The organism is Streptomyces sp. NBC_01352, assembly GCF_036237295.1.
In the GTDB taxonomy this organism is placed as follows: Bacteria; Actinomycetota; Actinomycetes; order Streptomycetales; family Streptomycetaceae; genus Streptomyces; species Streptomyces plumbiresistens.
Genome location: NZ_CP108354.1, coordinates 1665505 through 1679878 on the forward strand (window position 1 = coordinate 1665505; position 14374 = coordinate 1679878).

Here is a 14374-nt window from a genome sequence, read left to right on the forward strand (position 1 = left end):
TCGGCCCACCTCAGATCCCGACCAGGTCGGCCAGTCGGGCCCGGTGCGCCGCGGGCGCCCCGAACAGCTGCTCGGACGACTTGGCCCGCTTCAGGTACAGGTGCGCGTCGTGTTCCCACGTGTAGCCGATGCCTCCGTGGATCTGGATGTTCTCCTTGGCCGCGTGGGTGTACGCCTCCGAGCAGTACGCCCCGGCCAGCGCCGCCGCCACCGACAGCTCGGCCCGGTCCTCGGCCGCCACCGACGCGGCGTGGCGGGTGGCCGACCGCGCGGCCTCGACGGCGAGCAGCATGTCCGCGCACTTGTGCTTGACCGCCTGGAACGACCCGATCGGCCGGCCGAACTGCACCCGGACCTTCGCGTAGGCCACCGCCGCGTCCAGGCACGCCTGCGCCCCGCCGACCTGCTCGGCGGCCAGCGCGACCACCGCGAGGTCGAGTGCCGTGCACAGGAACGCCGTTGCGGCGCCCGGTCCGTCGTCCGGTCCGACCCGCACGGCCGGGGCGCCGTCGAGGTCGACACGGCCCAGTCGTCGCGTCGGGTCGAGGGTGTCGAGGCGGGTCCGGGTCACCCCGGGCGACGTGGCGTCGACGGCGAACAGCCCGGGTCCCGTGTCGGTGCGCGCGACCACGAGCAGCAGGTCGGCCGTGTGACCGTCGACGACGAACATCTTGGTGCCCAAGACGGTCCAGTCGCCGTCCGCGGTCACCGTCGCCGCCGTCGCGACGTCCTCCAGGCGCCAGGAGCCGCTCTCCTCCGCGACGGCGACGGTCGCTGTCAGGGAGCCGTCGGCGATACCGGGCAGCCACCGTGCCTTCGCCGCGTCGTCGTCCGAGACCGTGAGGGCCTGGCCGGCCAGTGCCACGGTCGCGAAGAACGGCGAGGGCAGCAGTGCCCGCCCCATCTCCTCCAGGACGATGCCCAGTTCGACCGCGCCGCCGCCCGCCCCGCCGTACTCCTCCGGCAGCGCCAGGCCCTGCAGTCCGAGCTGCTCGGCCATCTGCCGCCACACCGCTGGATCGTGGCCCTCCTCGGACTCCATCCAGTGACGCACGGCCTCGCTCGGCGACTTGTCCGTCAGGAAGCGTCGCAACGAGGCGCGCAGCTCTTCCTGCTCCTCGGTGAACGTGAGGGTCACCTGGCTCCTCCACGATTGCGGTCGACTCGGCCGGGCTCTGCCGGACACGATACCCGCCGGAGCAGAAAGAGGACACTCTATTCGGGAGGGATCCTGGTGGCGGATTCAGACGGTCTGCGGCTGCGGTGTCCTCTCGCGCAGGTAGGCGGCGAAGTCCGGGATCCGTGCGCGTTCCACGATCTCGACGCGGATACCGGAGGGGGCCAGGTGGTAGGCGAAGACCGACGGGGTGCCGTCGACCGTGGCGCAGGCTTCCAGGGCGAATCCCGCCGCTTCGAGCCGTTTCGACGTGGTCGGCACGTCGTCGCAGAAGTAGCCGAGGTGGTGTGCCGCGCCCTGCGGGGCCGCCGACCAGGGTGTGCCGGGGATCTCCTGCACGAGTTCGAGGTGCGGGGCGTCGAGCGAGTAGGCGAAGCGCAGAAGCAGCACGCGCTCGCCTTCCGCCAGGCGCACCGGCATTTCGTAGGCCACAACCTCGGTCCACCGGTGTCCGGCGACCTCGCTCATGCGGGCCATGGCGGCCTCGAGATCCGGTACGACGATGCCCGTGTGGTAGAAGTCCGCCGCGCTGAGGAGCTGTGTCGTCACCGCGCTCACCACTCGAGGCGGAGCGACTTGATGCCGTACATGTTCCCGGTCTGCTCCAGGCCCTGGCCGTCCGCGATCCGGTAGTCCGGGATGCGCTTGTGCCACTCCTCGACCGCCACGTTCAGTTCGAGCCGGGCCAGGTGCGAGCCCAGGCAGCGGTGCGGGCCGGAACCGAACGCGATGTGGTTGCTCACCTTGCGGTTGAGGTCCACCTTCAGCGGGTCCTCGTAGCGCTCCGGATCACGGTTGCTGACCGCGAGCGGCAGCATCACCATCTCGCCGGACCTGACCGGGCAGCCACCGATCTCGACGTCCCTGGTCGCCTTGCGGGCCGGGACGACGAACGAGTAGACGCGGAGGGTCTCCTCGACGGCCGTGGGGATGAGGGAGGGGTCGGTGACGATCGCCTTGCGGTGCTCCGGATGGCTGGCGAAGTGGTACAGCGCCCAGCCGATCGAGATCGGGACCGTGTCGAGGCCGGCCTGGAACATCAGCACGCAGAACGCGTGCATGTCCCGGTCGCTGATCGGCTCGCCGTCGATCTCCCAGCTCATCGCGCGGGACAGCAGATCGTCGCGCGGGGTCTGACGCCTCAGTGCGATCTGCTCCTCGAAGTAGGCGGACACGGCTTTGATCGCCGCCAGTTGCCTGCCGCGGTCCGGGTCCTGCTCGTAGGACAGGTGCAGCATGTTGTGCACCCAGTCGAGGAACAGGCTCAGATCCTCCTCCGGCAGGCCCATCAGGCGCATGAAGATCAGGGTGGGAAACCTGCGCGCGAACTCGTCGAGCACATCGGCGCCGCCGCTGTCCCTGAGCCCGTCGATCATCTCGACCGCGACCCGCCGGATCTCCGGCTCACGGGCGGCGATCGACTTGGGCGAGAACTCGCGGCCCAGCAGGCGCCGCCACTCGGTGTGCAGCGGCGGGTCCAGCATCTCCGGGATCCACAGGAACTTCGGGTTCGGATCGAGCGCCGTCACCGAGGTGTTGGAGAAGGTCCGCCAGTCCTGCAGGGCCTCCTGCACCGCTCCCCCGTCGGTGACGACCCAATAGCCGTGCGCGATGCTGCTCCTGAACCCGGAGTGGGTACGGGCGATCTCGTCCCATCGGCGCTGGTGGCTCAGGACCGGGCCGCCGGCTGTGTTGTCGAAGTAGTACGCGGGCACGCCTTCGTAGGTGCCCTCGGGCTCGAGCGTCGCGCTCATCGCGGTTCCTCTCCGGGAAGGATGGTGCGGCGGGTGGGCCGTCTCCCGGGGGCTCCGGCGACCATGCGTTCCCCAGTCCCGCCCAACGCCGGGCTCTCCGCCCTCGCGTCCTATTGAGGCTCCTCTTTCGAGGTTTCCTTCACCATGCCATCGCATGGCTGAGAACGGCAATCCCCGAGCACAGGCCGAATTTGGCGGGCACCGGCGAGGACGCGTCAGACCTCGACGTCCGTCAGCGGCCCTTCCAAACCGGTGCCCGCTTTTCCGCGAACGCCCTGGCCCCCTCCTTGGCGTCCTGCGAGGCGAACACCGGGTCGGTGATCTCGGTCTGCCGCGCCCAGCCCTCGTCCAGCGTCCAGTCGGCGCTCGAGCGGGCGATCCGCTTGGTCGCCGCGACGGCGAGGGGGCCGTTCGCCGCGATGGTCCGCGCGAGATCCAGCGCGCCCCTCAGCGCCCCGCCTTCGTCGGTCAGCCGGTTCACCAGGCCGGCCTCGACCGCCCGTTCCGCCCCGAACGGCTCCCCCGTGAGCAGCAGTTCGAGCGCGACGGCGAAGGGCACACGCCGCGGCAGCAGCAGGGCCGCGCCCCCGGCCGCCACCAACGACCGCGTCACCTCGGGCACTCCGAAGCGCGCGGTACGGGCCGCGACGACCAGGTCACAAGCGAGGAGCAGCTCGAACCCGCCGGCCAGCGCCCAGCCCTCGACGGCGCCGATCAGCGGCTTGCGCGGCGGCGTGATCGTGATGCCGCACACCCCGCGGCCCTGGATCAGCGGACTGTCCCCGCGCAGCCACGCCTTCAGGTCCATTCCGGCGGAGAAGGTCCCGCCCTTGCCGGTGAGCACGCCGACCCGCAGGTCGTCGGACTCGTCGAGTTCGTCGACCGCCGCCGCCACCCCGGCCGCCACGGCGCCATTGAGTGCGTTCTTCGCCTCCGGGCGGTTGATCGTGATGACCTGCACGGCGCCGTGGCGCTCGACAACTACCTCGTCCGACACGCTTCCTCCTCCGAGCGGGCGGCCTCTCCAGCAGTCTTGCCGTGGACCCGCGAGATAAAAGAGTATACGTTTTACAGGAAGCGATCGAGATGGACGGAGCCGGCATGCCCGACGGACGACCAGCGATACGCCCGCGGATCGGGATCGCCGATCCTTCCGACGTCGTACGTCGAGCGACGAGAGCGGTCGGCCGTCCCGTGCGTGACCTGGCACCGCTGCCCGGCGGCAACTCCAGCCTCACGTACGCCGCCACCATCGACGCGGCCGTCCGCGTCGTGGTGAAGGTCGCCCCGCCCGGCCTCCCCCCGGTCCGCAACCGGGACGTGCTGCGCCAGGCCCGTGCGCTCACCGCGCTCGCCGAGGTGACCGACGTGGCGGTACCCGAGGTGCTGGGGACCGACCCCGGCACGCCGCCCGACGTACCGCCGCTGTTCGTCATGTCCTTCGCGGACGGCGAGAGTTACGAGCCTCGTCACACCGCGCTCGTACAACGGCCGCCTGCCACCGAGGTGCGCGGCCGGGCCGCGGCGGCCGCCCGCATGCTGGCGGCCCTGCACGCCGTCGGCGCCGCCGAGTTGGGCATCGACGAGGAAGCCGTGTCGCCGCGGGCCGAGGTCGAGCGATGGCGTGCGGCGCTGGCCACGTGCGAGCTCGAACCGGCCGCGACCACAGCCGCGGCGGAGTGTCTGCGGCGGCTCGCCGAGGCACTCCCCGCGCCGCTGACACCCGCCGTGCTGCACGGTGACTGGCGGCTGGGCAACATGCAGTGCGTCGGCACCGGGATCCGTGCGGTGATCGACTGGGAGATCTGGTCGGTCGGCGATCCGCGGCTGGATCTCGCGTGGCTGCGGCTGATGTCCGACCCCGGGCATCCGACGGCGGTCGCACCCGATGCCCCCACGCTCGAACCCGACGAACTGCTGGCCGTCTACGAGTCGGCGAGCGGCGCACCGGTGGCGGAGCTGGACTGGTTCGACGCCCTCGTCCGCTACAAGCAGGCCGCCGCCTCCGCACTCCTGGTCAAGAACGCCGTGCGCCGCGACCAGGTCACCGAGCGGGTGAAGCGGATGCGCCACGGCATTCCGCTGCTGCTCGCCGCCGCGCTCACCCGTCTCACCCGCTGATCCCCTTCGGAGGAGCGATGCTCGATTTCTCGATCGAACCGGAGTTCCAGGCCAAGCTGGACTGGGCCGCGGCCTTCGTACGGGAGGAGGTCGAACCCCTGGACCTGCTGTTCCCGCACGGCGGCGATCCGTACGACACGGGCAACGAGAAGGCCCGCGCGATCCTCGGACCGCTGCGGGAGCAGGTCAGGGCGCAGGGCCTGTGGGCCTGCCATCTCGGACCGGAATGGGGCGGGCCGGGCTACGGCCAGGTCAAGCTCGCCCACCTCAACGAGATCCTCGGCCGCTCCTACTGGGCGCCCACCGTGTTCGGCACCGCCGCCCCCGACACGGGGAACGCCGAGATCCTGGCGATGTTCGGCACCCAGGAGCAAAAAGACCGCTATCTGGAACCGCTGCTGAACGGCGACATCGTCTCCACCTTCTCGATGACGGAGCCCCAAGCCGGCGCCGACCCCAAGGAGTTCGAGTGCCGGGCCTGGCGGGACGGCGACGAGTGGGTGATCGACGGGGAGAAGTGGTTCTCCTCCAACGCCCGCTTCGCCTCGTTCCTCATCGTCATGGCCGTCACCGATCCGGACGCGCCGCCGCACACCCGGATGTCGATGTTCGTCGTGCCGTCCGAGACGCCCGGCATCGAGATCAAGCGCAACGTCGGCACGATGGACGAACGCGAGTCCCTCGACGAGGGCATCCACGCCTACATCCGCTACCACCAGGTGCGGGTGCCCCTCGACGCCATGCTCGGCGGCCCCGGCGAGGGCTTCAAGGTCGCCCAGGCCCGCCTCGGCGGCGGCCGGGTGCACCACGCCATGCGCACGGTCGGCAAGTGCACGCGGGCCTTCGACATGATGTGCGAACGCGCGCTGTCCCGCCGGACTCAGGGCACCCTTCTCGCCGAGAAGCAGGCCGTGCAGCAGTTCATCGCGGACTCCTGGATCGAGTTGCAGCAGTTCCGGCTGCTGGTGCTGCACACCGCGTGGATCATCGACACCCAGCCGCACGGCGCCGCCCGCACCCAGATCGCGATGTGCAAGGTCGCCATGGCCAGGGTGCTGCACGACGTCATCCAGCGGGCGCTGCATCTGCACGGTTCGCTCGGCACCACCGGCGAACTGCCGCTCGCGCAGTGGTGGATGTCCGTGCCCAACCTCGCCCTCGCCGACGGCCCCACCGAGGTGCATCGCACCACGGTGGCCAAGCAGCTCCTGAAGAACTACCGCCCGGCCGAGGGGCTGTTCCCCAGCGAGCACATCCCGCCGAAGCTGGACGCCGTGCGCAAGCGGTACGCGCACGTCATCAACGACGACAGCCTCTCGGGCCGGGTGAACGCATGACGGGAGAACGCGTGACAGGCGAACGCGTGACGGGAGAACCCACCCGGTTCGCCGCGTCGGACCTGTTCGACCTGACCGGCAAGGTCGCCCTGGTCACCGGTGGGAGCCGGGGCCTCGGCCTGGAGATGGTGCGGGCCTTCGCCACCGCGGGCGCCGACGTCGTCATCTCCAGCCGCAAGCAGGACGTGTGCGAGGCGGCCGCCAAGGAAGTCCGCGATCTGGGCCGACGCGCCCTGCCGGTCGCCGCCCACGTGGGGCACTGGGAGGACCTCGGGCGGCTCGCCGACGCCGCGTACGAGGCGTTCGGCACGGTCGACGTCCTGGTCAACAACGCCGGGATGTCACCGGTGGCCCCGTCGTCGGCCGACACCAGCGAGGAACTCTTCGACAAGGTGATCGGCGTCAACTTCAAGGGGCCGTTCCGGCTCGCCTCTCTGATCGGCCGACGGATGGCCGAGGGCGACGGCGGCTCGATCATCAACGTCTCCTCCTCGGGGGCACTGATGCCACAGCCCAGGTTCGGGCCGTACGCGGGCGCCAAGGCCGCCCTCAACGCGCTGACCACCGTCTTCGCCCTGGAGTACGGCCCGAAGGTGCGGGTCAACACCATCTCGGCCGGCCCCTTCCTCACCGACATCTCCAAGGCCTGGCCGGAGGAGAAACGGCAGAGCACCCGCAGCGCGCTCGGCCGGCCCGGCAGACCGGAGGAGATCGTGAGCACCGCGCTCTACCTCGCGAGCGACGCGTCGAGTTACACGACGGGGGCGCTGATCCGGGTGGACGGCGGGCTGTACTGACGCTCGGTCGGGCCACCTGCTCGCCCGCTTCGGTCAGGCCACCTGCTCGCCCAGATAGGCCCGCTCCAGCAGCCCCGGATCCGCCGCGAGCCGCGCGGTGGATCCGCTCAGTGCCGTCTCCCCGTGCACCAGGACCACCGCTCGGTCCGCCACCTCCAGCGCCAGTCGGACATGCTGCTCGACCAGTACGACCGCCGTGCCGGTGCCGTCGGCGATCCGCCGGACCACCGGCAGCAGTTCCTCGACGATCACCGGCGCCAGTCCCATGCTGAGCTCGTCGACGAGCAGGATCCGCGGGTCCTGGACCAGGGCCCTGCCCAGTGCCAGCATCTGCTGCTCACCACCGGAAAGCATCCCGGCCGGTACCTTGAGCCGTCGCCCCAACCCCGGGAAGTATTCGAGCACTTGGTCCACGGTGCTGCCGCCCCGCCGACGGGCGATCGTCAGGTTCTCCCGCGCGGTGAGCTGGGTGAACAGGGACCGGTCGTCGGGTACGAGGACCAGTCCGCGCCGGGCGGCCGCCCGGGCCCGTCCGCTGCGGAGCTGTTCGCCGCCCAGGGTGATCGTTCCGCCGAGACCCGGCAGGAGGCCCGCCAGCGTGAGCAACAGCGTGGTCTTTCCGGCCCCGTTGGGCCCGAGCAAAGCGACGACCTCGCCCGGCAGCAGCTCCAGGTCGAAGCCACGCACCACCGGTCGTCCCTTGGTGTAGCCGGCGTCCACGCCTTCACAGGTCAACACGGTCACTGCACACCCTCCTTGGGAGCTTCGGCCGTGCCGAGGTACGCGGCGGCGACCCGTGGATCGGCCTTGATCTCGGCGGGGGTGCCCTCCGCGATCACCTGTCCGAGGTCCAGTACGACGATCCGGTCGCACACGTCGAGCACCAGCCCCATGTCGTGGTCGATGAGCAGGACCGTCACGCCGGCGGCCCGGACAGCCCGCAGGCGGTCGCCCAGCCAACGGCTCTCGGAGCTGTCCAGCCCGGCCGCGGGCTCGTCCAGCAGGAGCATCCGGGGGCGGCCGGCCAGGGCGCGGGCGACCGACACCAACTGCCGTCTGCCCTGGGACAGTTCGCGGGCCGGCCGGTCGCGGAAGCGGCTCAGGTGCAGCGCCTCGAACCACTGCTTGCTCGGGGGGCCGACGTGGTCGCCGCCGTGCCGGGCGGCGGTCTCGCCGACCAGCACGTTCTCCTCCACGCTGAGATCCTCGTAGAGCTCGATGCCCTGGAAGGTGCGGCCGAGGCCCGCCCTGCTGCGCCGGTGCGGGGCCAGCGACGAGATGGGCCGCCCGTCGAACTCGACGGTCCCGGTGCTGCGGTGGTATCCGCTGATCGCGTCGAGCAAAGTGGTCTTGCCGGCGCCGTTCGGGCCGATGACGCCGACGATCTCGCCCGCGCGCACCTCGAAGGAGACCGCGTCGACGGCCACCACACCGCCGTAGCGCACCCCGACCTCGCGCACCGACAGGACGACCTCGCCCGGTTCGGGAACCGGCGGCCGGATCTGCGGTGCGGTATCGGCCGGCACCTCGGCGTCCTGGTCGGCCGCCAGGGGCCGGCGTCCGCGGCGCAGCTTCGCCGTCAGTTCGTGCGCGGGACCGACCAGGCCCTCCGGGTTGGTGATCACGGTGAGCACCAGGCCGATGCCCATGATCACGCCGTACCAGTCCCCCAAGGACAGGGCCCGGTCCAGCGCGACGGCCACCAGCCCGCCGGCTCCCATCACCCCGGCCACGACGCCACCGGACAGGGCGGTGATGCCCGCCAGGTACGCGGTGGCGAACAGGCCGAGGCCGCCGATCGCGGTGAACATCTCGGCGTCGGCGACGGTCTGCTGGTACCCGATGAGGGCGCCGCCGAGCCCGGCGACGAACGCCCCGATCGCGAAGGCGATGATCTTCGTACGGGCCACGTCGATCCCGGCCGCGGCGGCCGACCGCTCGTTGGCCCGCACCGCCAGCATCGCCGCACCGAGCCGGCTGCGGCGCAGCCACGCCACGCCCAGTCCGACCAGCAACAGCACGGCGAGGCACAGCAGTCCGAACGGGATGCGCGGGTAGTCCGCGCCGGCGCCGATGCCCAGGTCGATCCCGAACAGGTGCGGCGCGGAGACGGTCGCGCCGTCCAGGCCGCCGTTGAACTCGGTGTTGCGGAACCAGAAGGCCTCCAGGGCCACCGCGAGCGCGACCGTCACCACCGCCGCCGGCAGCCCGCGGATGCGCAGGGCGGGCAGCCCGATCACCACGCCGATCACCATCGCCACCACGGCCGCCAGCAGCGGCGCCACGGGGAACGGGACGTCCCATTGCGTGGTCAGTCTGCTCAGGCTGAACGCGCCGACCCCGGCCAGGGTGAGCTGGGCCAGCGAGATCTGCCCGGCGAAGCCGGTCACCACCACCAGCGACAACGAGATCACCCCCAGCGTCAGCGAGGTGATGACGGCGGCGCGGATGCTGCCCCGGGTGGCGAAGAGGAGGACGACACCGAGGAGCGTGCCGCCGACGGCCGGGATCAGGAGGCGGTCGGGCCGGGGTGCGCGCCCCAGCGTCTGGCGGATCAGCATGCCCCGGGTGGGCAGCGGCCGTCCGCGGACCACGAGGTAGGCCAGGATCACGGCCAGCGGCACCAGTTGGGCCAGGCCGCTCTGCGGCAGCCACGACCAGGTGCCCTGCAGGAACTGCAGTTCCGACTGGAGCATCCCGATGGCGAGTCCGGCGCCCACGGCGGGGAGCAGCGCGGTGAAGTTGCCGACCAGGGCCGCGGCGAGGGCCGGCACGATGAACAGGGTGTAGGAGATGGGGACCAGGGGCACGATCGGCGCGATGAGGATGCCGGCCAGGCCGGCGATGGCCGAGCTGAGCGCCCAGTTCGTCGTCGCGATGCGCTCCGGTGACAGCCCGCTGACGAGGGCGCCCTTCTCCGACTCCGCCGCGGCGCGGGCGGCCAGCCCGAACCGGGTCAGCCGGAACACCAGCGCCAGCAGCAGGGTGAGTACGACGACGACCGCGGCGAACCACAGCCGGTCGCCGGGGATGCGCGTCCCGCCCCACTCCAGCGGGTCGTTCGGCAGGATGGCCTCGACCGACACGGACGCGGTGCCCACGCGTGCCACGAGCACGGCCTGGATCACCAGCATCACGCCGATCGAGGCGACGGCCTTCGCCACCGGCGGCGCGGCCCTCAGCGGCCGGAAGACCAAGCCGTACAGCACGACGCCGAGGAGGGCGGCGAGCAGCAGCACGAGCACCGCGGCCGGGACCAGCCCGAGGGGTTCGCCGAGGCCGACCGTGTGCGGCAGGCCCGGTACGGGCACCAGCAGCTCACCCCGGCGCAGGAACGCGTAGGTGTAGGCGCTGTACAGGGCGATCGCCCCGGTGGCGAAGTTGACCACGCCCGAGCTGCGGTAAGTGAGGACCAGTGCCAGCGCGAGTGCGGCGAACACGGCCCCGTTTCCCAGTCCCAGCAGCAGGAACACGACGTACTGGCTCATCGGCGCACCCGTTCCTTCCCGGTGTTCCGGCTACTTCGCGAACAGCGAGCTGGGATCGACGGTGTGCACGTCCTCGAGCTCGCCGCCGGTGAGCGTGCCCGTGACCGACTTCGCCGAGCAGGCCGCCTTCAGGCCCGGTACGGCCGTGGCGTCACAGGTGAACGTGGTGCCGTGGCCCGCGGGCAGTACGACGTCCTTGGCCGACTGCAGCGTCTTGGTGACGGCTGCCGGCGTGACGTCGCCCTTGAGGTCGTGCAGTGCGCGCACCAGTCCGAGGACGCCCTGGTATCCGACCGCCGCGTAGCCCTCGACGGGTGTGTCGGGGCTGTACTGCTTCATCACCTGCCGGTACAGCTGGGCCTCGGGGTCTTCGCTGGCCGCGTCGAAGCTGCTGAACACCTGGGCGCCCTCCATGCCCGCGCCCACGGCGTCGACGACCTCGGGTGCCATGCAGGGCTGGAGGACCATGCGTTCGGTGCTGCCGCCGAGTGCGGTCATCGCCTGGAGCACGGAGGTGCACACCGTCGACTCGCCGACGATGCCGATGGCGTCGGGCTTGTTCCGCAGCGCGGCGCTCACCTGGGGAGAGGCGTCCGGGGTGCCCGGTGCGATCTTCACGATCCGCAGGTCGACGCCGGCCCGGGCGAAGACCGGCTTGCCGATGGCCTCGGCGCCGCCGATGGCCGACGGTACGTCGATGACGAAGGCGGCGACCTTCTTGTAGCCCTTCTCCTTGGCGTATTCGGCCATCGAGGTGAGGGTCGCCGGGAAGCCGCCCGTCCAGGAGAAGGAGCCGGTGCTGGTGCCCTCGGCGCTGCTGGTGGCGATGGCGGTCGCCCAGGGAATGCCGGCCTGGGTCACGATCGGCACCATGGAGCCGCCCAGACCGCTGCTGGTGAGGACGACCGCGGCGACCTTCTGCTCGACCATCCGGTTCGCGCAGTCCCGTGCCGTCGCCGGTTCCTCCTTCGTCTTGCAGACGACGAACTCGACCGGTCTGCCCGCGATGCCGCCGAGGTTGTCGTTGGCGTACTTCCGGGCCGCTTCGGCGGCCTCCCTGGTCTCGGGCTGGCTGATGCCGGCGCCGCCCTCGTTGGTGATGAGGCCGACCTTCACCGGTGCGCCGGTGGCCGCCGTGCCCGGGAAGGCACTCGCCAGCGCGGCCGGTACCTCCTTGCTCTCGGTGGCGTCCGAGCCACCGTCGTTTCCGCATCCGCCGAGCAGCAGTCCCGCACCGGTGACCAGCGCGACGGACAGTTTCACCCGAGGTGAGGAGATGACACGCCTGACCGACTCGTCCATGTCTGTGTCCCGAGGTGTCGGAGCGAAGTGGGGGGATCGCGCGTCAGGTGACGGCGCCTTCGATCTTCAGCTGGAGGAGTTCCTCGTCGGAGAGGCCGAGTTCGCGCAGGATCTCGTCGGTGTGCTCGGCGAACTGGGGCGCGCGGGTCAGGGACACCGGTGTCTCGTCGAACTGGACGGGGTTGGCGACCAGTTCGCGCCGCTGCCCGTCCGCGTCCTCGATCGGTGCGATCAGGCCGTTGGCCCGCAGCGACTCGTCCTGCCCCACCTCCCACGCGTTCTGTACGGCGGCCCACTGGCCCTCGCCCCGGGACAGCACCTCGGTCCACTCGGCGAAGGTCCGCCCGCCGATGATCTCGGCGACGATCTGGGCGGCCTCACCGGCGTTCGCCATGATCTTGTCGACGGTGTCGAAGCGTTCGTCGGCCGCGAGGTCCTCCCGGCCGGCGAGCCGGCAGAACTCGGGCCAGTAGCGGCCGGGTTGGAGCATCGAGAACTCCAGCCACCGGCCGTCGGACGTGCGGTAGGCGCCGACCAGCGGATTGGTCGCCGAACCGTGCTTGGGGTACTGCCGCGGCGGCACCGGCCCGCCCAACATCAGCGCCTGGTTCACCGAGTACTGGGTGGCCCACGCGCCGACACCGAGCAGCGACACGTCGACCACCGACGGCTCGCCCGTGACCCGGCGTGCGTAGAGCGCCGCGGCGATTCCGCCCGCGATCGTCATTCCGCCCAGCGAGTCGCCGTAGGCACCGGCCGGCATCCGCGTCATGCGATCGGCTCCGGGCGGGGTCACGCCGGCCGCGCTGCCGCCGCGGGACCAGAACGCGGTGCTGTCGTAGCCGCCCTTGTTGCTCTCCGTGCCTCGGACGCCGAAGCCGCTTCCCCGTACGTAGATGATGTCCGGGTTGACGGCCCTGACATCGTCGAGGTCGATCTTCAGCTTGGCCCGCGCCTCGGGCAGGAAGTTGGTGAGGAACACGTCGCTCGACCGGACCAGTTCCTCGAAGACCCTCCGTGTGGACGGCTTCTCCAGGGACAGCCCGACACTGCGCTTGCCGCGGTTGGGCCCCTCCATGATCGGGAAGAACGACGAGTCCTCGCTCGCCACCGGCAGCCCGAGCACCCGCGTCAGTCCGCGCTGGCCGTCGCCCCGCTCGGCGTGCTCGATCTTGATGACCTGGGCTCCCCAGTCCGCGAGCACCGCACCCGCCGCGGGCACGAAGGTGAACTGCGCGACTTCCAGGACCCGCACGCCCTCCATCGGTCGGTGCATGCCACCGGCCTCCTTGTCTGCTTGCTGGAAAAGACGGCCGTACGTCACTCGACGGTGATGGCTCGCTCCGGGCAGGCCCAGGCCCCCTCACGGGCTTCCTTCTCGCGGCCCGCCGGGACCTCCCCGTCGAGGGGGACGGCGTATCCGCTGTCGTCGAGTTCGAACAGCTCCGGGGCGGTGGCCGCGCACCGCGCGTGCCCGGAGCACAGTTGCGTGTCAATGGTGATCTTCATCGAACCACTCCGTTCTCGAGGGCGGTGACCTCGCCGAGGTCCATCGGCCCGTCCTGCGCCGCGGCCAGCAACTCCGAGAGATCCAGGCCCGCTTCGGCGGCGGTGGCCCGGCAGGCCGCCAGGTCCTTGCGGAGGAAGGGCGCGACCGCGGCGGTGTACGGCTCTGCTCCGCCTCGTGCGGCGATGTACCGCCCTGCGGTGCTTCCCCCGCTGCTGACCGCGAGGGCCTCCAGCAGGGTGTCCTCCGCGACGCCCAACGCGCGGCCGGCTGCCAGTCCGCGCAGGGTCACCTGGGTGATCGCGGCGAACAGCAGGTTGTTGAGCAGCTTCACCCGCAGCGCGGAACCGCGCTTGCCGGTCGTGACCACGGGGTCGGCGTAGGCGCCGACGATCCGACGTGCCGTCACCAGGTGTTCGCCTTCACCGCCGAGGAAGACGGTGAGGCGGCCGGCGCGGACCGCGTCCGCCGTTCCGCTGAACGCGGCGTCGACGATCGCGGCCCTGCCGCCGGGCGCGAACGCGTCCAGGCGGTCCAGCGTCTTTGGGGCCCCAGTGGTGTGCGACAGCAGCACCGTGCCGGCGTCCATGGCCGCGACCACCTCGGGCAGCACGTCGAGCATCTGGTCGTCGCTGTACAGGCAGCTGACGACGGCGTCGCAGGCGGCGATGTCCCGTACGTCGTCGACTAGTTCCGCGCCGGCGGCCGAGAGCCGGTCGCGGACCTCGGCGCGGCGGGCGTGGAGGCGGACCCGGTGACCGGCCGCCAGCAGGCGTTCGACCATCGGCTCGCCGATCTGCCCGGCGCCGAGGAACCCGACCGTGTGGACTGCGCTCATCTTCGCCCCTCCGCCCCTTCGCACGAGATGCCGTCAGCTGCCGTGGTATGCCG

The 14374-nt window shown here is 71.3% G+C and carries 13 protein-coding genes; 3 read left to right on the forward strand and 10 right to left on the reverse strand.

What is annotated here, in order from left to right:
• Window positions 1-10: 10 nt before the first annotated feature.
• The 4 genes from OG252_RS08025 to OG252_RS08040 all read right to left on the reverse strand — a co-directional run bounded on the left by OG252_RS08025 (window position 11) and on the right by OG252_RS08040 (window position 3928).
• Complete coding sequence (locus OG252_RS08025) at window positions 11-1138, reverse strand: acyl-CoA dehydrogenase family protein (RefSeq protein WP_329334807.1); 1128 nt, start codon at window positions 1136-1138, stop codon at window positions 11-13.
• Window positions 1139-1243: 105 nt separating this feature from the next.
• The gene (locus OG252_RS08030; RefSeq protein ID WP_329334810.1) at window positions 1244-1726 is read right to left on the reverse strand and encodes a VOC family protein; all 483 of its coding nucleotides are present in this window, start codon (window positions 1724-1726) and stop codon (window positions 1244-1246) included.
• A 5-nt stretch (window positions 1727-1731) separates the two neighbouring features.
• Window positions 1732-2931 (reverse strand): cytochrome P450, encoded by a 1200-nt coding sequence (locus OG252_RS08035; RefSeq protein ID WP_266450965.1) that lies wholly within the window; start codon window positions 2929-2931, stop codon window positions 1732-1734.
• Window positions 2932-3163: 232 nt separating this feature from the next.
• Window positions 3164-3928 carry a crotonase/enoyl-CoA hydratase family protein gene (locus tag OG252_RS08040; RefSeq protein ID WP_329334812.1) on the reverse strand — a complete coding sequence of 255 codons (765 nt, stop codon included), beginning with the start codon at window positions 3926-3928 and terminating at the stop codon, window positions 3164-3166.
• Between the two features lie 104 nt (window positions 3929-4032).
• Here OG252_RS08040 and OG252_RS08045 point away from each other — a divergent pair, with 104 nt between their 5' ends.
• Genes OG252_RS08045 through OG252_RS08055 form a run of 3 tightly spaced genes read left to right on the forward strand, consistent with a single transcriptional unit; the run spans window position 4033 to window position 7186 of the window.
• Entirely contained in the window at window positions 4033-5052 is a 1020-nt protein-coding gene (locus OG252_RS08045; protein WP_329334814.1) for a phosphotransferase family protein, read from the forward strand.
• 17 nt (window positions 5053-5069) lie between these two features.
• Entirely contained in the window at window positions 5070-6389 is a 1320-nt protein-coding gene (locus OG252_RS08050; protein ID WP_266450962.1) for an acyl-CoA dehydrogenase family protein, read from the forward strand.
• On the forward strand, window positions 6386-7186 hold the full coding sequence (locus OG252_RS08055; protein ID WP_406497153.1) for an SDR family NAD(P)-dependent oxidoreductase: 801 nt from the start codon (window positions 6386-6388) through the stop codon (window positions 7184-7186). Before OG252_RS08050 ends, OG252_RS08055 begins: the two co-directional genes overlap by 4 nt.
• A gap of 33 nt (window positions 7187-7219) precedes the next feature.
• Here the strand turns inward: OG252_RS08055 and OG252_RS08060 are convergent, their stop codons facing one another.
• Genes OG252_RS08060 through OG252_RS08085 form a run of 6 tightly spaced genes read right to left on the reverse strand, consistent with a single transcriptional unit; the run spans window position 7220 to window position 14321 of the window.
• The gene (locus OG252_RS08060; RefSeq protein WP_329334819.1) at window positions 7220-7930 is read right to left on the reverse strand and encodes an ABC transporter ATP-binding protein; all 711 of its coding nucleotides are present in this window, start codon (window positions 7928-7930) and stop codon (window positions 7220-7222) included.
• Window positions 7927-10674: a branched-chain amino acid ABC transporter permease/ATP-binding protein gene (locus OG252_RS08065; protein WP_329334821.1), complete on the reverse strand. Its 2748-nt coding sequence runs from the start codon at window positions 10672-10674 to the stop codon at window positions 7927-7929. The genes OG252_RS08060 and OG252_RS08065 overlap by 4 nt, the downstream gene beginning before the upstream one ends.
• Before the next feature lie 30 nt (window positions 10675-10704).
• Window positions 10705-11976, reverse strand: a complete 1272-nt coding sequence (locus OG252_RS08070) for an ABC transporter substrate-binding protein (protein ID WP_266450958.1) — start codon at window positions 11974-11976, stop codon at window positions 10705-10707.
• A gap of 43 nt (window positions 11977-12019) precedes the next feature.
• A complete protein-coding gene (locus OG252_RS08075) occupies window positions 12020-13252 on the reverse strand; it encodes a CaiB/BaiF CoA transferase family protein (protein WP_266450957.1) in 1233 nt (410 codons plus the stop codon).
• 44 nt (window positions 13253-13296) lie between these two features.
• Window positions 13297-13485, reverse strand: a complete 189-nt coding sequence (locus tag OG252_RS08080; RefSeq protein ID WP_053753722.1) for a ferredoxin — start codon at window positions 13483-13485, stop codon at window positions 13297-13299.
• On the reverse strand, window positions 13482-14321 hold the full coding sequence (locus tag OG252_RS08085) for an NAD(P)-dependent oxidoreductase (protein ID WP_329334826.1): 840 nt from the start codon (window positions 14319-14321) through the stop codon (window positions 13482-13484). The genes OG252_RS08080 and OG252_RS08085 overlap by 4 nt, the downstream gene beginning before the upstream one ends.
• Window positions 14322-14374 lie beyond the last annotated feature (53 nt).

Bases quoted from the DNA above. Each gene is read 5' to 3' on its own strand.
- OG252_RS08035 (WP_266450965.1), bottom strand. From the start codon at position 2,931: ATGAGCGCGACGCTCGAGCCCGAGGGCACCTACGAAGGCGTGCCCGCG.
- OG252_RS08045 (WP_329334814.1), top strand. From the start codon at position 4,033: ATGCCCGACGGACGACCAGCGATACGCCCGCGGATCGGGATCGCCGAT.
- OG252_RS08050 (WP_266450962.1), top strand. From the start codon at position 5,070: ATGCTCGATTTCTCGATCGAACCGGAGTTCCAGGCCAAGCTGGACTGG.
- OG252_RS08055 (WP_406497153.1), top strand. From the start codon at position 6,386: ATGACGGGAGAACGCGTGACAGGCGAACGCGTGACGGGAGAACCCACC.
- OG252_RS08065 (WP_329334821.1), bottom strand. From the start codon at position 10,674: ATGAGCCAGTACGTCGTGTTCCTGCTGCTGGGACTGGGAAACGGGGCC.
- OG252_RS08070 (WP_266450958.1), bottom strand. From the start codon at position 11,976: ATGGACGAGTCGGTCAGGCGTGTCATCTCCTCACCTCGGGTGAAACTG.
- OG252_RS08075 (WP_266450957.1), bottom strand. From the start codon at position 13,252: ATGCACCGACCGATGGAGGGCGTGCGGGTCCTGGAAGTCGCGCAGTTC.
- OG252_RS08080 (WP_053753722.1), bottom strand. From the start codon at position 13,485: ATGAAGATCACCATTGACACGCAACTGTGCTCCGGGCACGCGCGGTGC.
- OG252_RS08085 (WP_329334826.1), bottom strand. From the start codon at position 14,321: ATGAGCGCAGTCCACACGGTCGGGTTCCTCGGCGCCGGGCAGATCGGC.